Here is a 24,084-nt window from a genome sequence, read left to right as displayed (position 1 = left end):
GGCCGGGGCGGGATTCGGGCCTGGGCGATGGCTGCATCCGGCAGGCGGTCGATGGATACCACCTGCGGGCAGCGCGCGCAGGCGTCGCGGCCATGCTGGCTCCACCACATGCAGCGGGGCCGTATCGCGCAGTAGGCCAGCCGGTCCACCACTTCGTCCGCCGCGGCCACCACGCGCTCGGCCAGCGTGCAGCGCGAGGCGGCATTGTCGTGATGGGCGCAATGGGTCTGGGCGCAAGGGCCGGCGGTGCGGAACACTTCCTCCGGCGCGATGTCGTCCAGTCGGGAACGGTCGATCCCGGCGGCCGGCAGCATCTGCTTCAGATAGATCACGCGGCGCTGATGCGCGCTGCCGCCGACGATGCCGAACACCATATTGCCATCGCCTTCGAAGGTGGAGCTGGGGCAGAGCCGGGTTTGGTCGTTGTTCATATTGGTTCGCGAAGCGCCTGAATGAATGTTCGCCCGCCGCTTGGGCGGAATGGAAGGCCGCTTTTATTGCTTGGCCGATGGCTGGACGATTTTTCCCGTCATGCGCGGCGGATTTTCCTGAGTGCCGCCGCTGATCATTTCTATTTCCTCGGCGTTCAAGCGCACTATTCTGGTAAGTTCCAGGCTTTGCTGGATTTGGTTTTCAAATTCGGCGGCGTTATTGATTTGTTTCGGTTTCATGTTTAATGCCTCGTGTTGATGGATTTCATGCGGTTATGGATACGCATCGTTTCAATTTGCCAGTATGTTTTGCGTCATTTTTATATGGCCAATAATAACCATTCAGTTGCGGACATTCATTAAAATCAATGCGATGCATGGTTGAATATCTTGGTTGCGGCGCATGATCGCAAAGTAAAATGACGTCGTCAATATGGGGGAATTAATCTGGATCAGCAAATGCGTGATTTGATAAGAATATGGCGCGCAAAAATAAAATAACCGGCAAGTATTTTAAGTTGCGCCTGAATAAATAATCGGCAAATTATTTCTGTGGAAATAAATCGTTCTGAAAGTGTGGGGCGGGAGAGGAAATGCAGAAAGACGCCGGCGGCGTCTTTCTCGAGATGGGATTTTCAGCAGCAGGAGCCGGCGTGGCGCCAGAGGCGTGGCCTGGCGCGGTTGGTGACGCGTCCGGCTCCGCGCCGCGAGGTTTTCGCCGGCAGGAATGTTCAGATCCGCCAAGCCAATCTCGCAGAGAACCCGAGCCAAGGCGCGCCGCCGCAGGCCGCACCCGTCGCACGGGAGGCGCGGCGCTGGATCAGGGGCTTGCTTGGCGGGTCTTAAAACGGCAGCTGGGCTTGCGCGCCTTCGGAATGCTCGATGCGGGCCTCGGTGCTGCCTTCGGCCAGCCGCAGCGTCACCTTTTCGTGGTTGAGCAGCTCGGCCGGGTTCTTGACCGCGCGGCCATCCTGTTTCTGCACGATGGCGTAGCCGCGCGCCAGCACGGCGTCGGGATTGAGCGCGGTCAGCGTGGCAGCCAGCTGCGCGAGCCGCTGGGCGCGGCGTTCCAGCAGCCGGTCGCGCGCGCGGAGCAGCGCGGCCTGCCGCTGCTGCAGCGCTTGCCTGCCCGCGTCCAGATCCGACTGGTGGCGGGAGAGGCGGGTGCCGGCAAGTTGCAGCCGCCAGCGGCCCTGCTCGAAGGCGGCGTGCACGCGTTGCTTCAGCGTTTGCGACAGCGCGCTCAACCGTTCGCACTGGGTTTGCAATTTGGCGCCGGGGTGGGTCAGGCGGCGGCCGAGGAAATCCAGCTGCTGGGCCTTGTCGGTCAGCAGCCGGCCCAGCGCCCGCTCCAGCGCGCGGCGGGTCTGCTCCAGCTGAATGGCCAGGTGTTCGCGGTTGGGCGACACCAGTTCCGCCGCGGCGGTGGGCGTCGGGGCGCGGCGGTCGGCGACGAAGTCGCAGATGGTGAAGTCGGTTTCGTGGCCGACGCCGCTGACGGTGGGAATCGGGCAGGCGGCGACGGCGCGGGCGACGATTTCCTCGTTGAACGACCACAAGTCCTCGATGCTGCCGCCGCCGCGGCAGACGATCAGCACGTCCACCTCGCGGCGTTCTCCGGCCTGGCGGATGGCGTCGGCGATCTGTCGGGCCGAGCTCTCTCCCTGCACCTGGGCCGGGTAGAGGATCAGCGGAATGCCCGGCATGCGGCGGCGCAGCGTGCTGACCACGTCGCGCAGCGCGGCGGCGGCGGGGGAGGTGACGATGCCGATGGCCGCCGGGTGGGAGGGCAGCTCGCGCTTGCGGGCGTTGTCGAACAGGCCCTCGGCCTGCAGCCGCGCCTTCAGCCGCTCGAAAGCCTCGTACAGCCTGCCGAGGCCGGCGGCGCGCATCTCGCCGACGTTGATCTGGAATTCGCCCCTGGCCTCGTACAGCGTCACCTGGCCGCGCAGTTCCACCTGCATGCCTTCTTGCGGCCGGAACGGCAGCATGGACAGCTTGTGGCGGAACATCACGCAGCGCAGCTGGGCGCCTCCGTCCTTCAGCGAGAAGTAGGCGTGGCCGGAGGCGGCCAGCGTCAGGTTGGAAATTTCCCCGCCTATCCACACGGGCGGAATGCCCGCTTCCAGCAGGTCCCGCGCCATGCGGTTGAGGGAGGAGACGCTGATCACGTCCTGGCTCTGATCAGGGAAATGGTATCTTGTCAAGTGATCCACAATGCTTCACTGGAGTAAATATTCAAGGGACGCGGGCGGCCTCCCACCTGCGTAGCGTTTGATATCTGATTCAAAATGCAATCAAATCAATATCTTACAAAAATCAATCCCCGGCGTGAAAAACCTGTGGAAGCCGCGCTTGGCAAGGGTTTAGCCCAACTGTGCACCGGCTTATCAACAAAGTTATCCACAGTTGGCCGCAAAGCTCGGCGCAGCCTTGCTGCCTGCCCGGCGCAGCGATCGGGCTTGCCAATGGCATGTTGCGTCAGCGCCGCAGCCAGAGTAAACGCTTGCTATTTGCCGACGGCGATTTGTCTCTGTTGTGTCGAATGAATGACAATCGCGTGAATTGAAACCCGCCATCGCGGCAGCGGTCATGATACCACCCGGCGGCTTCAGGCGGCCGGAGATCGGGCGCGGGGCGAAGGAGGAGAGATGGAAGACTTGCTGCGATGCGTTCAGGGCGACATCACCGGCATGGCGGTGGACGCCATCGTCAACGCCGCCAACAACAGCCTGCTGGGCGGCGGCGGAGTGGACGGCGCCATCCATCGGGCGGCGGGTCCGGGCCTGCTGGCAGCCTGCCGCCTGCTGGGCGGCTGCCCGACCGGCGAGGCGCGGCTGACCGATGGCTATCTGCTGCCCGCCCGCTACGTGATCCACACGGTGGGGCCGGTATGGCAGGGAGGGGGCGAGGGCGAGCCGGAGCTGCTGGCGGCCTGCTACCGCAACAGCCTGGCGCTGGCCGCGCGCTATGGCGTGGCCAGTATCGCGTTTCCGGCGATCACGGTCGTTTTCTGGAATATCATTTTATCAAAATAAGTACTAGTCCCTGGTTAACCGGTTGTCTATACATGGTATTTTTCGGCATGAAGGCATGTTGTCTGACGAAGTGATACTGACAAGAGGTCGTCATGGTAACTATCGAATCTAAAGATGGTTGCATCAAAGCACGGGTTCGACACGAAAACGGGCGAAGCTATGGCGTCGATATCTCTAAGCTCGCGCGGTGCGATCCTTCTGGTCACCTACTCACTTGTCTGGTGCAGATTGTCAACACGCTGAAGCCGTACAGCCAGATCATGATGTTCCGGGACGCTAACGCCGTTCTGGGTGGTGCGCTGACCGCCTGGGATGAGTATCTGCCGCAAGGCGCAGGGGCTTGGCAGGGGCTGGTTTCCAGGTTGTATGAATACCATTTTACCCGGACGGACACTAGGATGAGCCTCAAATCCGCGGCAGTCGTCTGGAATTCGTTTGCACATTGCCTCGAGAGAATGCGGGACCATTGTGGCTACATTCCGCAAAACGTGGTCATCCCCCATGTGCCAACGCGACTGGAAGCGTTCGAGGCGACCAGCTACGAGCATCTCTTGCTCGGCCAGGATACGGCGCCACAAGAGGTATCATTTGTAGATAAGTTGTTGCTACCGCTCGATCTGTCGCGGACCGATGCCGCCTATCTGGAAGAGGTCCGGGATGGATTGATCTGCCGTAGCAAGCTGCTGGAACGGTGTCTGGTCGCTTGGTGGGAGCAAATCAAGGCACACTACGTGTATGGGCAAGCCTTGCTTCATACCGTCGACTGGCCCGCACTACGCCAATCGCTGATCGCACACGCGAATGATCGCGGTGTAAAGCGGCGAACGAATGGCGCGACAATGGAGACATTGGCGAACCAATTGGCCGTGATCGTGCATGAGCATGATGGCCTGCATTCGGACAAAGTACGAGCATCGTCGCCGTTTCTCCAGACCTATGCGGGCTACTTATATTTACCTGCCGACGCACCACCAGCATTCAATGGTGTCCCCCGTTCCCTACGTGTGGACTGGATGCTGGGTAGGCTGTCGTCTATCGATTACACAGCACTCGCTACACTGTTAATCCTGCGCAATCCGAACTTCACGCCCTTTGCCATGCTGAATGCCCGGATTGAGGATCGGGATGGCAAGCGCTACCTTGAACTGGATGATCGGGGATTACGCTTTCGCGTGGATAAACCGAGGGCCAGGGCAATGAAGGAGGCGATGCTCGACGAGGCCAGTGCTGAGATCGTGAGTACGCTATACGAAATGGGTGCCGCGGCACGGCAGCGTCTACAGGATGTTCAATCCCCCGCAGCGAATTACCTGCTGCTGGTACGTAGTGCCAACGGTGCCTACGCCACGGTGTGTCCGAACCATGTCGAGGACAAATTGCGGGGAAGTGGATCGTTGCTCTACAAAGCCTTTCCTGAACTGATGGAGGCGCTGCCGCCTGGCACGATCACGCTGAGCAGGGTTCGCACGACGCAGGGCGTCATCGAGTGGTTCCGGACCGGCTCCGTTGTGGCCATGCGCAAACGGCTCGGCAACTCGACCACGGTCGTGTTGCAGCACTATCTGCCGCCATGCCTGCTTGCCGCCTGGAATACCCGACTCATCCGCCGCTTCCAGAACCTCTGGATCACCGTGGCAGCAGCGGCAGATGACTTCCTACTCGAGATTACCGATTTCAACACGCGTGGCGAGTTGGACGCTTTTGTCGCCGATATGCTACGTCTGCATACCAAGGGTTCCTCCCCTCTGGCTGATGCGCTGCAGGAGCGTTTCGGCGACCGTTCGCCGTCACGGTCAGGCAGCGCCGGCGATATGGCTGATCAGTTGGCCATTAGCGTGTCTAAAAATGCGCTGCTAGCGCTATATCTGTACCAAGAGGCAGCCATCGCGGAAGGGTTGTCGCCCAGGCTCATGGATTTTGTAGATGAAACCACAGGTATCTGCCCAAGACAGTTTATCAATCTTGCCGAACTGCTACGGCATGAAATCCCTGAGCATTGCGACGGTTCTTTACGGCAAGCGCATGCGCAGGCACTGGCCGAACTGGCGGGTCACCCCGTCAAAGCGAAGTGGGGTGCCTTGATTGCTCAGGGGAGGTGCCATGTCGACTAGCCGCCGGCAGGCCTGGCACGGTGAGACCCGGAGTGTTGATTTACGGGTTATTCTTGAGCATGGGCAGCGTTGCGTCGATCTCTACGCTGGCGACTGGACAGCGCCGTGGCTGCTGTCCGATTTCTCGGCAAACCAATGGCAGATCAGAAGCAAGGATACCCGGCGCGTGGGTGCAAGCTGGAAAGGCCATATCGTGCTGGACTGGGAGGTGCCATTGGCCGACGGGCTGCATCTCACCGACTCGCCGCATCGCACCATGTGCATGCTGGCCAAGAAGGTCATTTTCCTGATGCGGTTCTTGCCGCCCTGCGGCGTTTCCTCCAGTATTACCCATCGCCACCTGTTCTTGCATGCCAAAGTTATTTTGCAGTGGATGTATCTGCACACTGAACGCTTCCAGCCCGACCAATGCCTGTTTCAGCGCATTGATCAGCAAGCGGTCGAAGACTATCTGCGCGAGTTGAGGCAGGGCGGCGTCTCCTGGGTGCTGCAGGCCCCCCACCGCACCTTGATCTGGCTGTACAAGGAAGCGTTGGGACGAAGGCCGCCGGCGGATATGGAGAGACAGTATTTTCTGGTGCCACGGCCGGATGGCGAGGCCATCATCCAATGGTTGCAGGCGCATCACTATTACGTCCAGGAAAAACAGGACTGGACCGGCGAGACGATACGAGCAGTCGACCGCAAGAAACTGGCGCAAGCCCTGCACGTGGACGTGGAAACGCTCCGTTCCAGCCCGAAATTTGCCGCCTTCATTCGCCAGTTTGAACCGGACTTGCTGACACTGAGTCCACATCTGCTCCTGCCGGCACGCGGCGTCAGGGGGGCGGAAGCCCCCTTGCACACGACACCCACGCTTGATGAGATACGGCGCGCGCCATATGGGGCGATTGCCATGCGCCACCACGTGAACGTCTGGAGCCGGTTACAGGATTTGACGCGGCAGTTCTCCGGTAGCATGAAGCTAGCCAGTGCCTTGGATATTCCTGCCTTGTATCGCATCGCCAATGCCGGAGACAAGGGCCAGCACACGCCCTGGGTGCCGATGGCGACCGCGCTGGCGTATACGCGTGAAGCCCTGCGCTGGGCCGCGCAATATACCGACGTGGTCGTGGCATTCTACCTCGAGGCAATTGGCGTATTTCAGAGCAAGGGATGGTTCAGCTATCAGGCCGACTCAGTCGATTGCGATATAGCCCTGTCGGTAAAGCGGGATCGTTGGGTAGTGGAGCATTGTCCCGCGCCGCTCAGGCCACTTGGTATCTGCGGCTGGACGTGCTGGTTCTCGAAAAACCAGCCGGAACCGTTCCGGAAGCTGCGCGAGCAGCCTGGCCTGAATGACGTGATGCAGGTCATGGTGGGGGCCGCCATCGTGTTGGTGGGCATGACCAAGCCGATTCGCGAGTCGGAGATACTGGGCCTGCGCAAGGACGCTGTGCGCTTCGTGCCAGGCGATGGATACTGGCTAGAGCAGATGCTTGCCAAAACGGTCGTAGCGGACCGCCATGGCCAGACAGCCAAGCCCATCCCGGCCATCACGGCCCGGGTGTTGAGCGCCTTGATCCGATTGTCTGATGGTGTCGACGCGCTGTTGCGCTCTCAGGATCCTTATGCTCGGGAGCGCATTTTCTACCTGCCGTCGTTTGTGCGCGATGCTTCGCTAAAGGCCAAGCTCTATGAACCCACCGATCTGTCGCGGTTGCTGAATCGGTTTTGCGATTATGTCGCGCTCAGCCCGGACGAATATGGGCGGCGCTGGTACGTGCGTGTGCACGAGCTGCGCAAGTCTTTCCTGATTACCTTCTTCTGGTGCTTCCGCTATGCCTCGTTGGATGCGGCACGGTGGATCGCTGGGCACACTAACGGCGCCGACCTGTATGCCTATATTGAAGCAAACTTTCCCGGCGACGAGTTACCCCATTTGGAAGCTGAATACGCGGCAATGCAGCTATGGCACTTTCAGGCCGAGGGATATGGTGAAGCGACGAATACCGTAGAACTGTACCAAGCCGTCTGCACCCACTTTGCAGTTAGGGAAATCAGTCTTATCCCGACACGAGAACTAAACGACTGGCTGGAACTGGCTTTCCTGCAAGGCATCTATCGCATCGAGCCGTACTCGATCACCGGGGCCGAAGACATGGCGGTACAGATTGCATTCCGAATCGGCCGGCGTAGCGAGGGGGAGTCGTCATGACGAGGCATCGGGGACGGGACACGGGCAGCACCCCTGGCATCGAAGGCCGCCTCAGGCTGCTGACCAAATGGGCCAAGTCACCAGGCAAGGCACCGGGCTTTGTGAAGGCAGCGTGTGCCAACCAGGCGGCACTGGCCGCGCTGCAGCGCCCAGACCTGGGCATCCTGCCGATCAGCCTCAATACGCTCAAAGCGCACGCCGCGCGTACGCCATGGGGAGGCAGCGACGGCTGGACCGCCATGGAGGCACTGCGCCGTGCCATACAGCTGCGGCCAGGTGAAAGAGGGGTTTCACCAGCTCCCCGGCCTGGTAACAAGGATGCGCTGCAGTGCCAGGTGGGTGAACTGGAACGGCAGCTGGATCAGGTGCATCGCAGCCGTGCCCTGCTGATGCGCGCGTATATGGATCTGCTGGGTCTGGCCCAGCAGGCCAGCCGTGACGATGCCGAGCTGGTGCGCAAGATACAGCGCCATCAGGTCGCCTTTGTCGAGCTAGGTATCCGGCCGGTCGCGTCATGAAGCCTGGCGCAAAGCTGTTCAGTCTGCTGCGAGATGTGGTGCTGCCAGGCTACACCGTCATCGACCCCGTACTGGGCATCGCGCAGGTGTGCGAACAAGTGCTGCCCGCCGTGTTCATCCTGAGCTGGCCGGACGGGACTCCGTGTCTCTATGCGGAGATGTTCCTGCTCGATAAGTCGTACCGACTGACCACGCGACGCAATGATGGTGGCTCGCTCAAGGTCGCCGCCGCTGATCTCAGCCACCTGCTGCGCTTTTGCTGGCAATACGAGCACAACTTATGGGAACTCGGGGACAACGAACTGCGCGAGATGATAGCCTGGTTGCAGCAGCCAAGGTCCATCAACAATCCAACTGCACCGCAGCGAAACCGCAATACGATCAACCGGGTCATCGCTCAGACGATCGAATTCCTGCTTTGGCTGCAACGCACGATCATGCCTGAACGGCAGATCGTCGGGACGCGCGAGCAGCGGCCACAGATCACCTGTGTGGAAACGACGGGCCGACGGCATGGTCAACCGTGGGCGGGACGACTGGCGTTTGCGTTTCGTTTGACCGCCGACTCGCCGGACCCAAAGGGTCCCATCTCGCGCGGGCTGCGTCAGCAGCTGTGGGAAGGGGTAGCCAGGATGGCAGAAGGGGCGACAGAAAATGCCCGCTATATGGCGCGATTTCCATCACGTGCTGAATGGCTTGCCGAACGCGACTATCTGCGTGCAAGGCGCGAACTCATGCTGTCCCTGTTGGATGCAACTGGCTGTCGGCCAGGGGAGCTGGCTCGGCTGTCGCTGGCCAAGAATCTGGCCTGTGTGGCAACCGGAAAAATTATCCTAACCACGCTGAAGCGGCGGCGGGCGGAGGATCCGGAACGGGTCATCCCGCTGGCACGTGTCGTGTGTGTGCGGTTGGAACTGTTCATCCACAAGTACCGCGCCGACCTGATGACTGCTCTGCAGCAACGCGACCGGGATGTTGTGCCGAACGACGCCGTATTTATCACTTGCCGCACGGGGGCTCCCATGCTGGAGTCAACCCTGACCAAGGACTTCCAGCGTATTACTTGGTGCGCTGGCATTACGCAGCGCACTTGCATGAGCATGTTCCGGCATCGTTTCATCACGAACATGGTGGCGCTCCATCTGGACGCCTTCGTGCGGGAGAGCCCGGGAAAGGACCGCCAGTACCTGATCGAAGCGGACTACCGGTCCATTCTGAAGCGGGTGGCGGTGTTTACCGGGCACGGCTCGGTGGATAGCTTATTTGTCTACATCGACTGGGCATGGGAAGAGCTGGGCACCTTCGACCGAGTGGCCGAAGCCCATGCGCTGACCTGCGCGATCGATGAGTCCTTGCAGCGCTTGGGCACCTTGGCCAGCGAGCTGGAGAGAGAGCCGCCGTTGACGGTGGCGGCTATCAAAGCCGTCAGCGCCGAACTGGATACAATTCGTGTGCGCGTCCGCGATGCGGGCAAGCGGACCTAGCAGACAACAACCATAGGTAGCAATTTCATTACTACATGGCTGTGATTGGCGTGATTTTAGCATCGCGCCTAGGATCCTTATATCCAGGAGCTAAATAGGCGCTGCTTGCGCCATAGAGCGATAGCGGATCCCTTAGCCATAGCGCAAATTCAATGCCTTCCAAGCTATGGTCGGGCGAGCAGTCGATCATCCAGCGACGCAGCATGTATCCCGCGTTGGCTGCACGCACCTTTACTCGCAGAACGCCGTCGGGCATCCAGTAGTCCATCATCACAACCTCTTGTCGTGGGTAGCAGGGATGGGGGACGAGCTCCAGCTCGATAATACGGTTCCACTGAACGTCTTGGTCAACCTTTTCTTCGTCCAATATTGGGCTGTTCTCTAGAAGGACGGGATTTTCCATCCGAGTAAGGACGAAGTCGCGAAATCCATTGCGTCGACGGTCGTAAGCTCGCACGTGCCAGCGACTACCATTGTTCACAAGTGCGATAGGTACGATCTCCCGCTCAGTACGCCCGCTTTCAATCGACGTATATGTCGTGCGCAAGGCCTTTCCTCGGTGAATGGCTCGCGTAATGGGGGCGAGCGTTGACATCTGGGGTGTGGTTAGGGCAATCGGAAATTCACATCGCACCATGGGTCCTAGTTCTTCGCCAATACCTTCGCCGAACCCGCTAGAGAGGGCCGTCAGCACTCGTTGCGGTACGTGGTCAAACAGCGGAACGAATTCATCTGTTGGGCGGTATGTCTTGTCTGAATTGTCTAGCTCGAGATTACTCGATGCTATATCGCGATATTGTGCGATATCCCGAGTAGCAGCTGCAGGACCTGTACCGAATCGGTCCGCAATGTCAGTTCGTCGAAGTTCGCCGAGAAAGTAGAGTCTGAAATCGATATACGCAAGCCGTTCACGCTGGGCTTGAGGTAACGCTGCGAGGGCTTGGTCTCGAGCAGTGTTTAAGGTATTCATGCGTCAATTATACTCGAAATCGCAGCGACATGGATAAAAATCAATCTCTTTACATGATCAAAATGATCATGTAAAATGATATTTATCGCGGATAAACTCTGCTGGGACGCACCCTGTCGGTGCCGACTCGTGAGGGAGGGTGGCCAGATCCGGCGAGAGATAAAGGCCTCGGCTAGATGGGTCGAGACGCCCACTTTGTAAGGAACTGCAATGATCCGCGAACCAGTTAAACTTCTCCCTCCGCGCAGGGCCTCCGCACAATCGGCGGCGCGCTTCTTTCATCTAGTCGATGCAATTGCGCAGGCGCACGAGCCCACTGCGTCACAGTTGGCGGCACTTGAGCGTTCCTATAACAGCACGGGTGACTTTCTTTCTGAATGCCCTGAATTTAGTGGGCAGCTGGTCCAAATCCATTCTCATGGTTCGCGCCGACTTGGGACGATTGTTCGGCCACGAGACGGCTCCCGCGAAGGTTTCGACATTGACCTGATCGCACGATTTGCCCCGAGTGCGCAGCGTAAGTACGAAGGTGACCGGGGGCCCGCACTTCTACTTGACCATCTGCATGGTGCTCTCTCTCGTTATGCCGCCGCGCATGGCTTGCGGTTACATCGTTGGGAGCGATGTGCCACCCTCGAATACGCGGGGGGCATGTGTGCTGACATTGCTCCGGTCATCGACGCACCGTTGCTCTCCGGTCCGCATGCGGAGACGCATGGTCTGATCCCCGACCGTGAACTGCGGCTTTTCAATTCGACGAATCCTCGCGGGTACGCAAAACACTTTGATCTTGCCGCAATGATTTCTCCGAACTTCCTTCTCTCGGAGATTTCCACTGAGGTCTTTGATTCGGCAAAACGTGCAGACGTCGTTCCACTACCCGATGCACAGGAAGTCTTCGGCAGACTGCTGTGTCGGCTGGTCCAGCTTCTGAAACTACACAGAAATGTTGCCTTTGGAAGCGTAAAAGACCAGGACCTAGCTCCGACATCGGTCTTTCTAACGACTCTGGCTGCAATAGCCTATACAGTTGAGGCGCCCTTGCCACACTCCAGCCCGCTAGAACTGCTTTTCGACATCGTTGAACGCATGCCATCGCTCTTCGTACGCCGAAGATTGCCAAGTGGATCCGAGGAGTGGGAGTTGCCCAATCCGTCAGCCCCGACTGACAATCTTGCTGCTGGTATGAATAATCCGTCGCGACAAGTTGCGTTCATCGAGTGGCACCGTCGTTTATTGATGGATCTCAAACGCATCCTTGATGCGATAGAAAGCCACCAAGGGATGGACGTGCTGCTCAAGGCCGTTCAAACCGCGTTCGGATCTAGAGGGTTTGCTGCTGTCCAGCAAATGGAGATGGGCCGTCAAGAAAGTAGCCGACAGGCCGGGCGAGCCATCTTGCTCGCTTCGTCGACAGCTATGCCTATCAGCGTTTCAGCCCGCCCGCACACGTTTTTCGGGGGCTAATACCATGCGCACGCATCCGTTCGTTTCGATTCCAACTCTGGCCGAACGGGCGCTGGAGCTTCGTAACCTCCAACTTGGGGACGCAAGCCTGAGGTTTCTATCGGGGCGTGGGTTGCACTACAGGTTTTATTTAATACCAAGTGAGTATGGCCGGACGTACGAGTGTGAGTTGCGCATAAAACCTGGTGCAATCGCACCGGAAATGTATGTGTTGAAACCGGATTTGATTGCATTGGCGGGTGACGCGCTGATACCCCACATTTATCCGGGGAAGGGGCCTGGCATTCACCTGTGCCTCTGGCACCCAAAGAAGCGAGAGTGGTCGCCACAAATGCGATTAGCTGAAACGTATCTTGCCTGGAGCACGCAATGGCTGTGGTACTTTGAGGACTGGCTTGCAACTGGCATATGGAATGGAGGCGGGGATCACCCTGCAGCAAGAAAGAACCGCTGGGATTCGCGAGCAAGGGAGGTAAACGTTGATGGATGACTTCGAACGGGTTGACCAGTCGTGTTCACAAGATAGCTGCATAGAGCGGAGTAGAGACGAAGTCCTCCCCACCCTCGTGTTCGACTGGCTACATGGCACGCTTCGGATACGAAACGAAGACCTTGCGCAACACGCAACAGAGAAATTGGTGGCTGAAGCTCAACAAATACTGAGAACGGAGGGACTATAAAACTCCGCATCTAATCGCAATTCATCCTTCTTTGTAGCGTGGCATTCTAAATTTTCTCGATATGAGTATGGAAAATCTATATGGCTTACACCGTAGACGCCTCTTTCAACTCGTTCTATGAAAACATTAACTTGAGTGGTGATCACAGGCAAACGGCGAATGCACGTCGTGATAACATTGTGGCGGTACTGTCTAAGACGTTCGAGATAGTTGAATCTTTTTCTACTGGATCGATCCCAAAGTTCACGGGGCTCAAGGCACAGGCTGATTTAGATGTCATGGTGGTCTTGCACTATAGCAAGCACATTAAAGGTAGGACGCCAACGCAGGTTCTTCAAGACGTGCGTAATGTGTTGGCTGAATGGCGGACGGGTGCGCGTAAGAATGGGCAGGCTGTGACGTTGTACTACAAGACATGGCCCAATGTGGACATTGTCCCTGTGAGTCGGTTCATCAATAATGACAACACGGTTTCTCACTACGAAGTACCTGATAGCAATACGGACACATGGATTGCTTCACGGCCAAAGTTGCATGCTAGCAATATTGAATCGAAATCTTCTTCTTGTGGATATAATTTCAGGCGAATCATCAAAATGATCAAGCACTGGAATAAGATTCATAGTGATTATCTTCAGAGCTACCATCTCGAAGTTTTGGCGTTGAACATTTTCAACGAAAATATGGATGATACGCCGTGGGAAGTTTTCCAGTTTTTCGAAAAAGCCCGACCGCTGCTTGAAACTCCATTGTGGCATGAGCTTGGCTTTGTTGATGATTACCTGACGTATTCGGATCGTCGGGAGGTACTAAAACGCTTTGATACAGCTATTGAAAAGAGTCGACTTGCGTGGAGCAAGACTTATAACGGTAAGAGTGACCATGTGGGTGCCATAAATATCTGGAGACAGATTTTTGGCGATAAATTTCCTTCCTACGGCTGAGTCTATGTCCCGTTCTGACCCAATTCGCACCGATTATTTCACTGCTGTACAGGCAGCAGATAAGTTGTCAGACGTTCTTTTTTATATCAACGTACTACTGTCGTGTGCAACTTTATTGTTAGATCAGAAGAAACAACCTGAACTGTACAATTTTGTTTTGCTAGGCTTCAGCCTGTCGGTTATCGCCATGTTTATGATCGGTTTAGTTTTACGCTTGTATCTGGTGCCTCGTGCAGAGGATAAGCGGCGGCAAGATTTTTTCGGTCGTGTGTACAATGTCAATCTGCTGCATAAAGCAACCGATGGATACTACAACAACGAGGCTAAGGAGCCAATTCAGCGTATTGCAGCTCAGACCTTGGAGAACAGTCATTTCAGCAAAGAAATTTTGTTCCGTATGATTCGTTTGGAGCGCTGGCAGATTGGCTTGTATTTGTTAGTTTGGTTAACTCTGTTGTACTACCGTAGAACAGATTTGGGTTGGATTGTAGTTACTTCACAAGTGGTATTCAGCGAGCAAATTGTCTCGAAGTGGGCCCGTCTCGAGTGGCTACGCTGGCGGTGTGAGAAGACCTTCGACAATCTATACAGGATCATGCAGTTAAAGCAGCCGCAGGCGCAATGTGATGCTCAGGTTATGGAGCAGATGCTGGCTTATGAGGCGAGTAAGTCTAATGCGGGAATTATCATTTCATCAAAATACTTCGATGATATGAATGAGGAGCTTTCTATTGAGTGGGACAGGATTCGCGCTAATATCGGGCTGTGATAAAAATGGTTGCAGGGGAGTGCGACATGCGATCACTGTGAGTGGCTGTCTTGTAGCTTAATTGAGGGGCAATCAGCCTCCTTTTTGTCTGAATTGACGGGCTGGCAAGTCGAGTGTTTTTCGCCGGGTATTGAGCGTTGAAGCAGTGTGGCACGCTTGAAGGCAAAGTCGCGCTCAGCCTGCTCATGAGGAATGCTGGGGCGCGGATCATCCAGCGCAGCCTGAACGGCTTGGCGAACGTACTCGTCATAAGTAATCGCAGAGTTGGGAGTGATGGAGTTGGGTTTACGCTTGGGCATGGGGTCTTCTCCTGACGTTTCCCTTTGAGTGTATTCCAAATGATCTACTCCTGAAAAAATCTAGTGATGAAAAGTAGAGATTTCTGGAATGGCATAGGCATCGATAAAATTGACATGTCGGTGATATTGTTCTTGAAAAGCTGCGGCGTTTACGGCTATCCGCTGGAGGCCGCCTGCGCTTTGGCGGTCGGGGAGCTGAGGGCCTGGCTGTCCGGCCGGCCCCATGGTCTGCGCGAGGTTCGGCTGGTGGCTTTCGACGCCCGCGCGCTGGAGGCCTACCGGCGGGCGCTCCAAGCCTAGCTGACCTCGCCCTTGGCCGGGCGCGGCAGCTGGCCGCCGCAGTGCTTGCAGTGGCGGGCGTCCCAGTCGTGCCCCTCGCTGAAGCAATGCGGGCACAGCCGGGTGGCGGAGCGGTTTTCGGAAGGCTCGGGCGGGGCGCTGCGGGCGATCTCGGCGCTGACGATGCCGGTGGGCACCGCGATGATGCCGTAGCCGGTGATCATCACCAGGCTGGCCAGCGCCTGTCCCAGCGGCGTTTTCGGCGTGATGTCGCCGAAGCCGACGGTGGTCAGCGTGACGATGGCCCAGTAGATGCTGATCGGAATGCTGGTGAAACCGTGCTCGGGGCCTTCTATCACATACATCAGCGTGCCCAGCACGATCACCAGCAGCACCACGGTCACCAGGAACACGGTGATCTTGCGCTGGCTGGCCATCAGCGCCTTGCGCAGCTGCGCCGCCTCGCCCAGGTGCCGGCTGAGCTTGAGGATGCGGAACATCCTGAGCAGGCGCAGGATGCGCACGTCGGCGAGGAAGCGGCTTTCCGGGATGAACAGGCCGAGGTAGAGCGGCAGGATGGACAGCAGGTCGATCACGCCGAAGAAGCTCTTCACATAGCGCATCGGCTTGTGCACGCAGATCAGCCGCAGCGCGTATTCGATGGTGAACAGCAGGGTGAACAGCCAGTCCAGCACGGTCAGCAGCGTGCCGTAGCGCTGGCGTATCGACGACACGCTTTCCAGCATCACGCAGGCGACGGAGAGCAGGATGGCGGCGATCAGCGCCATGTCGAAAATGCGTCCGGCGCGGGTGTCGGCCTCGTAGATGACGATGTACAGCTTGCGCCGCCAGCCGGACAGCGGGATCAGGGTTTCCTGGGTGGGCATATGAACCTTGCCTGTGTTTGCATTGACTATAACAAAGCGGTTTGAGTCCGCCGGCGTTTCCTTCGCAGCGGCGCCGGGCCTGTTTCCAGGCCGGCCGCGGGCGGATGCGCGGCGGGTTAGAGAGGGTAGCCGGAGTTTGGTTTGCTGGATATAAGCAAACAATATTAGGTCGCCCGCATCGGATTGATTATGATTCTGTGGAATATCGGCATCGTCATTTTAGCAGGATGAGGAATAAGATCATGCGCATCGCCAATACCATCACCGACCTGATCGGCAACACCCCGCTGGTCAAGCTCAATCGCGTCACCGAGGGCGTCGGCGCCACCGTCGTCGCCAAGCTGGAATTCTTCAACCCGGCGCACAGCGTCAAGGACCGCATCGCGGTAGCGATGCTGGACGCGGCGGAGGCGGCCGGCAAGATCGGCCCCAACACCGTCATCATCGAGCCCACCTCGGGCAACACCGGCATCGGCCTGGCGATGGTGTGCGCGGCGCGCGGCTACAAGCTGGCGATCACCATGCCGGAGTCGATGAGCAAGGAACGCCGCCAGTTGCTGAAAGCCTACGGCGCCGAGCTGATCCTGACCCCGGGCCCCGACGGCATGGGCGGCGCCATCGCCAAGGCGAAGGCGCTGGTCGACGAATTCCCAGACACCTATTTCATGCCGCAGCAGTTCGAAAACCCGGCCAATCCGGAAATCCACCGCCACACCACCGCGGAAGAAGTATGGAACGACACCGACGGCAAGGTGGACATCTTCGTGGCCGGCGTGGGCACCGGCGGCACCATCACCGGGGTCGGCGAAGTGCTGAAGGCGCGCAAGCCCGGCGTGCAGATCGTCGCGGTGGAGCCGGACGCGTCTCCGGTGCTGTCCGGCGGCCCCAAGGGCCCGCACCCGATCCAGGGCATCGGCGCCGGTTTCGTGCCGGGCATCCTCAACACCGGCATCTACGACGAAATCATCCGCGTCAAGAACGAGGACGCGCTGCAAGTGGCGCGCGAAGTGGCCACCAAGGAAGGCATCCTGGTCGGCATCTCGTCCGGCGCGGCGGTGTGGTCAGCGCTGCAGCTGGCCAAACGGCCGGAAAACGCCGGCAAGCTGATCGTGGTGGTGATCCCGTCCTTCGGCGAGCGCTACCTGTCCACCGTGCTGTTCGAGCACCTGGGCTGAGCGGCCGCGGCGCGGCCAGCCGCGCGCGCAATCGATCGCAATAGGTTTGCCGTTGACGGCGCGCGGGCAGGCCGGGCTACAATGGCCGCCATGAAAAGACAGCTCATCGCTTTCTCCCTGCTCGGCTCGCTGACTGCTTGCAGCGCGCTGCAGCAGCTGGGCGCGCCGGTCCATTCCGGCTCCGGCGCCTCGTCCCGGCCGGCGCAATCGGCCCAGCCGCGCGCGTCCGGCAAGGTGGACCAATTGCTGGCCGAAGCCAACCGGCTGGCCGACAAGGTCAAGTCGGGCGAACTGACCCGCACCGCGGCGGCCGACCAGCTGGGCGCCGCCCGGCTGCGCATCGCCGGCGGCAATCCGGTGGACAACGACAACTTCGCCGTCTACCGCCAGCTGACGGTGGAGCGCGACGCCGGCCGCATCGACTCCGACGCCTTCCGCGCCAAGCTGGAGGCGCATCTGCGCGAATGGATGCGGCGCTGGCCCAAGTACTCGCCCAAGCCCGCCGATCCGGCGTTCTCCAATTTCCTGCTCAAGCTGTACGGCCTGCCGCCGCTGGGTTACTGATGAAGCCGAAGAAAAACGCGAACGCCGCCTGCCCCTGCGGCGGCGGCGAACTGGCGGCCTGCTGCGGCCGTTACCTTGGCCCGGACGCGCCGCCGGCCCCGACCGCGCAGGCCTTGATGCGCTCGCGCTACAGCGCCTACGCGTTGGGGCTGGAGGCCTACCTGCTGGCCACCTGGCATCCGTCCACCCGGCTGGAGGCGCTGCATCTGGACGAGGACGCCGGCGTGGTGAAGTGGATAGGCCTGGAAGTGAAGCGCTGCCAAGCCGGCCTGGAGGCCGACGCAGAGGGCGTGGTGGAGTTCGTCGCCCGCTGCAAGGTGGGCGGCAAGGCCGAGCGCATGCATGAGACCAGCCATTTCCTGCGCGAAGACGGCCGCTGGTATTACGTGTCCGGCCTGGTGGCCTGAGCGGCGCTTGTCCTGGCGCAAGTTCGCGCCTATCAGTGTTTGACCGCGCGGCGCCATGGCGAGAGCATAAGGCATTCCTTTGCGGGAAAACGCCATGCTTACCGTCTATTCCGATTCCCACCGCCTGCAGCACGGCCAGTCCGAGCTGATCGACGGCACCCTCAAACCCTGTTTTGAAACCCCGGCCCGCGCCGACATGGTGCTGGCCGCCGTCCGCGAGCGCGAGCTGGGCGACATCATCCATCCGCGCCAGCACGGCCTGGATCCCATCCTGCGGGTGCACGACGCGGACTACGCGCGTTTCCTGGAAACCGCCTGGCAGCGCTGGAGCGACATGGGGCGCGACCATGACGCGCTGCCCAAGATGTGGCAGGTCCGCCGCCTGAGGGAAGCCATCCCCGACCACGTGGAAGGCCAGCTCTGCTATTACTCGATGGATTGCGGCACGCCGATCACCGCCGGCACCTGGGCGGCGGCGACCGCCGCGGCCGATACCGCGCTGACCGGAGCCGACCGGCTGATCGGCGGCGAGCGCGCGGTGTTCGCGCTGACCCGGCCGCCCGGCCACCATGCGGCTTTCGACTACTGCGGCGGCTATTGCTTCCTCAACAACGCCGCCATCGCCGCCCAGTCGCTGCGCGACCGCGGCATGCGCAAGGTGGCGGTGCTGGACGTCGACTACCATCACGGCAACGGCACCCAGGATATCTTCTACCGGCGCGCCGACGTGCTGTTCCTGTCTATACACGGCGATCCGCGCACCGAGTACCCGTTTTTCCTCGGCTTCGCCGACGAAAAGGGCGAAGGCGAGGGGCTGGGCTACAACTTCAACTTCCCGCTGCCCGCCGGCTCCTGCGTCAGCACCTGGTTCGTCGCGCTGGACTGCGCGCTGGACCAGATCGCCCGCTTCGGCGCCGAGGCGCTGGTGGTGTCGCTGGGCGTGGACACCTATCGCGGCGATCCGATCTCGCGCTTCCAGCTCGACTCTCCCGATTTCGTCACCCTGGGCGCGCGGCTGGCGGGACTGAAACTGCCGACGCTGTTCTGCCTGGAGGGCGGCTACGCGGTGGGGCCGATCGGGACCAATGTGGTCAATGTGATGTCCGGTTTCGAGGCGCGCGGCTGAGTTTTTTGCCGGAGTTTGGCCTATGCTCAAAGAGTCTTTCGCCGCGACGACGGCGGGCGCCGCCGGCGCTCGAGTCGAGGGTTCGGGACGCCTGGACGGCCTGTTGTTGCGCGCGGCCAGGACGTGCCGGCGGCGGTGCGACGGCGGGGAGGCTAGACCCCGGCGGATGAAACGACCGGGCCCGGCTGGCGGCCGGCGGGCGCGGAGCAGCACAGGCCGCAGGGGTCGGGCAGGACCCGGCGAAGATGAACGGGAGAGCAGGGAGGACAGAATGGGACTGGCCTTGAAAACCTTGTTGGCGGAGCTGGAAGCCCAGCGCGCGGCTTGCCCGGAAGGGGCGGCCGAGATGGAGCTGACGGTGGTGCGCAGGCTGGAGGTGCCGCTGGACATCACCGCGTGCCGCGAATTGAGGGTGCTGGCCCATGTGTTCAACGGCGATCAGTCCAAATTGGCCGCGGCGGTGTTGCGCGCGGCGCTGATGGACATCCAGGAGCATCTGGACGACGATCTGGATCTGCTGGCGGAGATCGCCAAACGCCACATCGATTCATGCGCATAGGCGGGTAGACCCGCAGCGCCGCCATGCAGGCGGCAATGGAGCCGGGCAGCGCCCGGCTCTTTTCATTGCAGCAGCGCTTCGATCCTCGCGGCCAGTTTTTCCGGCCGGGTGAACGGGGAGAAGCGCGCCACCACGCGTCCTTGGCGGTCCACCAGAAACTTGCTGAAGTTCCAGCGCACCGGCCGGCCCAGCAGGCCGCGCTTCTGCCGTTTCAGGTATTGCCACAGCGGATGGGCGCGGGTGCCGTTGACCTCGATCTTGTCGGCCATCGCGAAGTCGACGCCGTAGTTCTTCTGGCAGAAGGCGCCGATCTCGGCGGCGGCGCCAGGTTCCTGCTGGCCGAACTGGTTGCAGGGAAAGCCTATCACCGTCAGTCCCTGTTCGCCGAAGCGGCGGTGCAGCGTCTCCAGGCCGGCGTACTGGGAGGTGAAGCCGCAGCGGCTGGCGGTGTTGACCAGCAGCAGCACGCGGCCGCGGTAATCGGCCATCGCCTGTTCGCCGCCGTCCAGGCGTCGGAAGCTGAAGTCGTAGATGTTCATGGATGACGAGGGGGAGAACAAACGACGATGATGGCTTCGGCGCGGCGCGCTGGCAAGCAGGCGGAACATAAAAAGGGGGCGCAGCGGCAAGGGGGAACCGCGACGCCCCAAGAAGAAACAGCTTGCTGTGCAAAGGGTCGGCACAACCGGGATGTCAGCTAACCCTTTGTTTAGCCTAGAACAGATGCCGAAAATTGCGAGCGGCTTTTGCGCGATGCGCAAACAAAAAGGATGGCCGGGGCCATCCTTTTTTCCTGCGTGTTTCTTCAGGCTCAGGGGCGCGGCAGCGTGACGCCCACCTGGCCCTGGTACTTGCCGGCGCGATCCTTGTAGGACACGTCGCAGACTTCGTCCGATTCGAAGAACAGCACCTGGGCCACGCCCTCGTTGGCGTAGATCTTGGCCGGCAGCGGCGTGGTGTTGGAGAATTCCAGCGTAACATAGCCTTCCCATTCCGGCTCGAACGGAGTGACGTTGACGATGATGCCGCAGCGGGCGTAGGTGGATTTGCCCAGGCAGACGGTCAGCACGCTGCGCGGGATGCGGAAGTATTCCACCGTGCGCGCCAGCGCGAAGCTGTTGGGCGGAATGATGCAGTAGCCCTTGCCCGACACTTCGACGAAGGAGTTGGGGTCGAAGCTCTTCGGGTCGACGATGGTGCTGTTGATGTTGGTGAACACCTTGAATTCGTCGGCGCAGCGGATATCGTAGCCGTAGCTGGAGGTGCCGTAGGAGATCAGCTTCTGGCCGTCGGCGGCCATTTTCACCTGGTTGGCTTCGAACGGCTCGATCATGCGCTGTTCATCCGCCATCCGGCGTATCCACTTGTCCGATTTGATGCTCATGGTCGTAGGCCCGTTAGTGTCGATTGTGCGATGCTCGCGATTTTACCCGCTTCGCGCCATGTCGGGTGGCTGAAATCCGCAGGGCGGAAGCGCCGGGCGTTGCGCGGCGGAGCGGCGGGCTTGATCGAGGTCAAGCGCCGGACGGATTGCGGCAATATGCCGCATGCCGGCGGGAGCAGCTTCGATATACTAATGCAAACTATTCGCATTATCTGGGAATTCCTATGCAGTCATTGGATGGCTTTCCGGCCGGCGCCTGCGGCGTCGTGGACCGGCTGGACCTGAACGACGAGGCGCTCCGCCGGGTGGCGGCCTTCGGCCTGGCGCCGGGCTGCCGCTTTCGCCTGCGCCGCGCCGCGCCCTGGGGCGGCCCGCTGCTGCTGGAGGTAGGCGCCACCCGCTTTCTGCTGCGCCGCAGCCTGGCCCGCCACATTCAGGTGAGGGCGGCGGCATGAAGCGTTTCGCGCTGATAGGCTTGCCCAATACCGGCAAGTCCACCTTGTTCAACCGCCTGACCGGCATGTCGCAGCGGGTCGGCAACTGGCCGGGGCTGACCGTGGAGCTGATCAGCTCGCGCCTGCTGTTGGGCGGCAAGATGGTGGAGCTGATCGACCTGCCCGGCGTCAACGACCTCACCGGCTATACCGACGATGAGGCGGTGGTGCGCGACGTGCTGTTGTCCACGCCGTTCGACGGCGCGGTGCTGGTGCTCAACGCCAGCCAGCTGGACCGCCAGCTGCCGCTGGCGCTGCAGGTGATCGCCAGCGGCCTGCCCTGCCTGGTGGCGCTGAACATGGCCGACGAGGCCAGGCTGCTGGGCGTGTCCATCGATGTGGACGCGCTGTCCGAGCGGCTGGGCGCGCCGGTGGAGCTGGTGTCGGCCAAGCGGATGGAAGGCTGGCCCAGGCTGAACCAGGCGCTGAACCGGCTGGCCGCGCAGTCCGGCCCGGCGGTGCGCGCGCAGCTGGAGAAGGTGCCGGAATCGCAGCAGGCCATCGACCTGGCCCGCCGCGCGCTGGACGGCTGCTGGCGGCTGCCGCCGGTGCTGCCGACGCTGCTCTCCGAGAGGGTGGACCGCTGGCTGCTGCATCCGTGGCTGGGCCTGCCGCTGTTCTTCGCCTTCATGGCGCTGCTGTTCAATCTCACCTACCAGATCGGCACGCCGTTGCAGGATGCGGTGGGCGGGCTGCTCGACTGGGTGAAGGACGGCGCGCTGGCGCCGGCGGTGTCCTCCTTGCCCGCCATCCTGCAAAGCCTGCTGCTGGACGGCGTGTGGCAGGGCGTGGCCACGGTGCTGACCTTCGCGCCGATTCTGTTCGTGTTCTTCGTGCTGATGGCGATGGTGGAAGACAGCGGCTATCTGGCGCGCGCCGCCTTCCTCACTGACGCGATGATGGCCAAGCTGGGGCTGGACGGCCGCGGCTTCGTGATGCAGCTGATGGGCTTCGGCTGCAATGTGCCGGCCATCATGGGCACCCGGGTGATGCGCGAGCGCAGCCAGCGGCTGTTGACCATGCTGGTGATTCCGTTTTCGCTGTGCTCGGCGCGGCTGCAGGTGGTGGTGTTCTTCGCCGGCATCCTGTTCAGCAAGAGCCAGGCGCCGTGGGTGGTGTCAGGCCTCTACCTGATGACTTTCGTCGCCGCCATCGTCACCGCCTGGGTGTTCAAGCGCCGCTACCGCGGCGACGAGGCCTTTCTGCTGGAAGTGCCGCCATACCGGCTGCCGGGCGCCCGCCACATGCTGACGCGGGCGGCGGGCGAGGTGAGCGCCTTTCTGCGGCTGGCGTCCACCTTCATCCTGGCCGGCGTGGTGATGGTCTGGCTGCTGACCCACATCCCGGCCGGCGGCGACAAGACCCTGGCCTACGCGCTGGGCGAGGCGCTGTCGCCGGTGCTGAGCCCGATAGGCATACGCGCCGAACTGGCGGTGGCGCTGCTGTTCGGCTTCATCGCCAAGGAAATCCTGCTGGGCAGCCTGGCGGTGATCTACGGCGTGTCCGAAGCCGGCCTGGGCGGCGTGCTGGTCCAGCATCTGGATTGGGCGTCGGCGATGAGCTTCCTGATTTTCACGCTGGTGTACGTGCCCTGCCTGTCCACGGTGGCGGCGATGCACCGCGAGTCAAAGAGCTGGCGCTTCGCCGCGATGTCGGTCGCCTGGTCGGTGCTGCTGGCCTGGACGCTGTCCTTCGTTTTCTACCAGGGCGTGCATCTGTTGCGGTGAACGCCTAGAATGTCGCTTTGCATGAGCCGGAAAGACAGGACAAGAACATGAAGGGCGATCCCAAGACCATAGCGCTGCTCAACGACCTCCTGGCCGAAGAGCTGTCCGCCGCAGACCAGTACTTCATCCATGCCGAGATGTACAAGGACATGGGGCTGAACAAGCTGTTCGAGCGCATCGACCACGAGCGCGAGGACGAGCTGGAACACGCGCGCACGCTGATCGCCCGCACCCTGTTCCTGCAGGGCCGCCCCGACGTGGCCCGCCGCGTGCCGATCAAGGTGGGCGAGGATGTGCCGGCGATGCTGAAGGCCGACCTGGAAGTGGAATACCGCGTCGGCGCGCTGTTGAAGGAAGTGATCGCCCACAGCGAAAGCGTGCGCGACTACGTGACCCGCGACGGGCTGATGGTGCTGCTGGAGGAAACCGAGAACGATCACGCCCACTGGCTGGAGCAGCAACTGAAGCTGATCGAGCTGATGGGCGTGGAAAACTACCAGCAGGCGCAGATGTAACGCTTGCCGCCATCGCCAGCATGCCCGGCCGCAAGCCGGGCATTTTCTTTGGCATATGC

At 60.6% G+C, this 24,084-nt stretch carries 24 protein-coding genes and 1 pseudogene; 17 read left to right on the top strand and 8 right to left on the bottom strand.

What is annotated here, in order from left to right; genetic code table 11:
* The 3 genes from ACY3GB_RS08585 to xseA all read right to left on the bottom strand — a co-directional run.
* On the bottom strand, positions 1-431 hold a 431-nt coding region (locus tag ACY3GB_RS08585; protein WP_463088371.1), incomplete at its 3' end, for a hypothetical protein.
* Positions 432-494: 63 nt separating this feature from the next.
* Positions 495-671, bottom strand: coding sequence for a hypothetical protein (locus tag ACY3GB_RS08580; protein WP_463088370.1), 177 nt, complete (start codon positions 669-671; stop codon positions 495-497).
* Between the two features lie 602 nt (positions 672-1,273).
* On the bottom strand, positions 1,274-2,575 hold the full coding sequence (gene xseA, locus ACY3GB_RS08575; protein ID WP_463090927.1) for an exodeoxyribonuclease VII large subunit: 1,302 nt from the start codon (positions 2,573-2,575) through the stop codon (positions 1,274-1,276).
* Positions 2,576-3,082: 507 nt separating this feature from the next.
* Here xseA and ACY3GB_RS08570 point away from each other — a divergent pair.
* The 5 genes and pseudogenes from ACY3GB_RS08570 to ACY3GB_RS08550 all read left to right on the top strand — a co-directional run.
* Positions 3,083-3,436 (top strand): annotated as a pseudogene (locus tag ACY3GB_RS08570) (macro domain-containing protein); the annotation flags it as partial.
* Positions 3,437-3,561: 125 nt separating this feature from the next.
* Positions 3,562-5,580: a hypothetical protein gene (locus ACY3GB_RS08565; protein ID WP_463088369.1), complete on the top strand. Its 2,019-nt coding sequence runs from the start codon at positions 3,562-3,564 to the stop codon at positions 5,578-5,580.
* The gene (locus ACY3GB_RS08560; protein WP_463088368.1) at positions 5,570-7,777 is read left to right on the top strand and encodes a hypothetical protein; all 2,208 of its coding nucleotides are present in this window, start codon (positions 5,570-5,572) and stop codon (positions 7,775-7,777) included. The genes ACY3GB_RS08565 and ACY3GB_RS08560 overlap by 11 nt, the downstream gene beginning before the upstream one ends.
* Positions 7,774-8,295: a hypothetical protein gene (locus ACY3GB_RS08555; protein WP_463088367.1), complete on the top strand. Its 522-nt coding sequence runs from the start codon at positions 7,774-7,776 to the stop codon at positions 8,293-8,295. The genes ACY3GB_RS08560 and ACY3GB_RS08555 overlap by 4 nt, the downstream gene beginning before the upstream one ends.
* On the top strand, positions 8,292-9,779 hold the full coding sequence (locus ACY3GB_RS08550) for a tyrosine-type recombinase/integrase (protein WP_463088366.1): 1,488 nt from the start codon (positions 8,292-8,294) through the stop codon (positions 9,777-9,779). The genes ACY3GB_RS08555 and ACY3GB_RS08550 overlap by 4 nt, the downstream gene beginning before the upstream one ends.
* Positions 9,780-9,810: 31 nt before the next feature.
* Here the strand turns inward: ACY3GB_RS08550 and ACY3GB_RS08545 are convergent, their stop codons facing one another.
* A complete protein-coding gene (locus ACY3GB_RS08545) occupies positions 9,811-10,749 on the bottom strand; it encodes a WYL domain-containing protein (RefSeq protein ID WP_463088365.1) in 939 nt (312 codons plus the stop codon).
* Positions 10,750-10,959: 210 nt separating this feature from the next.
* Here ACY3GB_RS08545 and ACY3GB_RS08540 point away from each other — a divergent pair, with 210 nt between their 5' ends.
* The 3 genes from ACY3GB_RS08540 (at position 10,960) to ACY3GB_RS08530 (ending at position 14,609) form a co-directional block, all read left to right on the top strand.
* Entirely contained in the window at positions 10,960-12,216 is a 1,257-nt protein-coding gene (locus ACY3GB_RS08540) for a nucleotidyltransferase domain-containing protein (protein WP_463088364.1), read from the top strand.
* A 760-nt stretch (positions 12,217-12,976) separates the two neighbouring features.
* Entirely contained in the window at positions 12,977-13,840 is an 864-nt protein-coding gene (locus tag ACY3GB_RS08535; RefSeq protein ID WP_463088363.1) for an SMODS domain-containing nucleotidyltransferase, read from the top strand.
* Between the two features lie 4 nt (positions 13,841-13,844).
* Positions 13,845-14,609, top strand: a complete 765-nt coding sequence (locus tag ACY3GB_RS08530) for a hypothetical protein (RefSeq protein ID WP_463088362.1) — start codon at positions 13,845-13,847, stop codon at positions 14,607-14,609.
* Between the two features lie 32 nt (positions 14,610-14,641).
* Here ACY3GB_RS08530 and ACY3GB_RS08525 read toward each other — a convergent pair whose 3' ends face one another.
* Complete coding sequence (locus ACY3GB_RS08525) at positions 14,642-14,908, bottom strand: antitoxin PaaA2 family protein (RefSeq protein WP_463088361.1); 267 nt, start codon at positions 14,906-14,908, stop codon at positions 14,642-14,644.
* 114 nt (positions 14,909-15,022) lie between these two features.
* Between ACY3GB_RS08525 and ACY3GB_RS08520 the strand changes: the two genes are divergently transcribed.
* Entirely contained in the window at positions 15,023-15,208 is a 186-nt protein-coding gene (locus ACY3GB_RS08520; protein ID WP_463088360.1) for a hypothetical protein, read from the top strand.
* On the opposite strand, the gene ACY3GB_RS08515 is transcribed toward ACY3GB_RS08520, so the two are convergent.
* Positions 15,205-16,074, bottom strand: a complete 870-nt coding sequence (locus tag ACY3GB_RS08515; protein ID WP_221668154.1) for an ion transporter — start codon at positions 16,072-16,074, stop codon at positions 15,205-15,207. The genes ACY3GB_RS08520 and ACY3GB_RS08515 overlap by 4 nt on opposite strands.
* A 242-nt stretch (positions 16,075-16,316) precedes the next feature.
* On the opposite strand from ACY3GB_RS08515, the gene cysK reads away from it, so the two are divergent.
* The 5 genes from cysK (at position 16,317) to ACY3GB_RS08490 (ending at position 19,905) form a co-directional block, all read left to right on the top strand.
* Positions 16,317-17,249, top strand: coding sequence for a cysteine synthase A (gene cysK / locus ACY3GB_RS08510; protein ID WP_346194713.1), 933 nt, complete (start codon positions 16,317-16,319; stop codon positions 17,247-17,249).
* Positions 17,250-17,339: 90 nt separating this feature from the next.
* A complete protein-coding gene (locus ACY3GB_RS08505) occupies positions 17,340-17,813 on the top strand; it encodes a hypothetical protein (protein ID WP_463088359.1) in 474 nt (157 codons plus the stop codon).
* Positions 17,813-18,220 carry a YchJ family protein gene (locus tag ACY3GB_RS08500; RefSeq protein ID WP_463088358.1) on the top strand — a complete coding sequence of 136 codons (408 nt, stop codon included), beginning with the start codon at positions 17,813-17,815 and terminating at the stop codon, positions 18,218-18,220. Before ACY3GB_RS08505 ends, ACY3GB_RS08500 begins: the two co-directional genes overlap by 1 nt.
* Before the next feature lie 94 nt (positions 18,221-18,314).
* On the top strand, positions 18,315-19,346 hold the full coding sequence (locus ACY3GB_RS08495) for a histone deacetylase family protein (protein WP_463088357.1): 1,032 nt from the start codon (positions 18,315-18,317) through the stop codon (positions 19,344-19,346).
* A 271-nt stretch (positions 19,347-19,617) separates the two neighbouring features.
* Positions 19,618-19,905 (top strand): hypothetical protein, encoded by a 288-nt coding sequence (locus tag ACY3GB_RS08490; RefSeq protein ID WP_463088356.1) that lies wholly within the window; start codon positions 19,618-19,620, stop codon positions 19,903-19,905.
* Positions 19,906-19,967: 62 nt separating this feature from the next.
* Here ACY3GB_RS08490 and ACY3GB_RS08485 read toward each other — a convergent pair whose 3' ends face one another.
* Together ACY3GB_RS08485 and dcd are read right to left on the bottom strand one after the other, a co-directional pair.
* Positions 19,968-20,444, bottom strand: a complete 477-nt coding sequence (locus tag ACY3GB_RS08485) for a glutathione peroxidase (protein WP_463088355.1) — start codon at positions 20,442-20,444, stop codon at positions 19,968-19,970.
* A gap of 272 nt (positions 20,445-20,716) precedes the next feature.
* A complete protein-coding gene (gene dcd, locus ACY3GB_RS08480; RefSeq protein WP_463088354.1) occupies positions 20,717-21,289 on the bottom strand; it encodes a dCTP deaminase in 573 nt (190 codons plus the stop codon).
* A 224-nt stretch (positions 21,290-21,513) separates the two neighbouring features.
* Here dcd and ACY3GB_RS08475 point away from each other — a divergent pair, with 224 nt between their 5' ends.
* The 3 genes from ACY3GB_RS08475 to bfr are packed head-to-tail and all read left to right on the top strand — an operon-like array spanning position 21,514 to position 24,025.
* Positions 21,514-21,744 carry a FeoA family protein gene (locus ACY3GB_RS08475; protein ID WP_463088353.1) on the top strand — a complete coding sequence of 77 codons (231 nt, stop codon included), beginning with the start codon at positions 21,514-21,516 and terminating at the stop codon, positions 21,742-21,744.
* On the top strand, positions 21,741-23,510 hold the full coding sequence (gene feoB / locus ACY3GB_RS08470) for a ferrous iron transport protein B (RefSeq protein ID WP_463088352.1): 1,770 nt from the start codon (positions 21,741-21,743) through the stop codon (positions 23,508-23,510). The genes ACY3GB_RS08475 and feoB overlap by 4 nt, the downstream gene beginning before the upstream one ends.
* Before the next feature lie 47 nt (positions 23,511-23,557).
* Positions 23,558-24,025, top strand: a complete 468-nt coding sequence (bfr, locus tag ACY3GB_RS08465; protein WP_046158145.1) for a bacterioferritin — start codon at positions 23,558-23,560, stop codon at positions 24,023-24,025.
* Positions 24,026-24,084 lie beyond the last annotated feature (59 nt).

It is taken from the genome of Chromobacterium sp. Ag138, assembly GCF_055181315.1.
The sequence above is the reverse complement of the archived record's forward strand: the minus strand, read 5'-3'. Positions and strand labels throughout refer to the sequence as shown.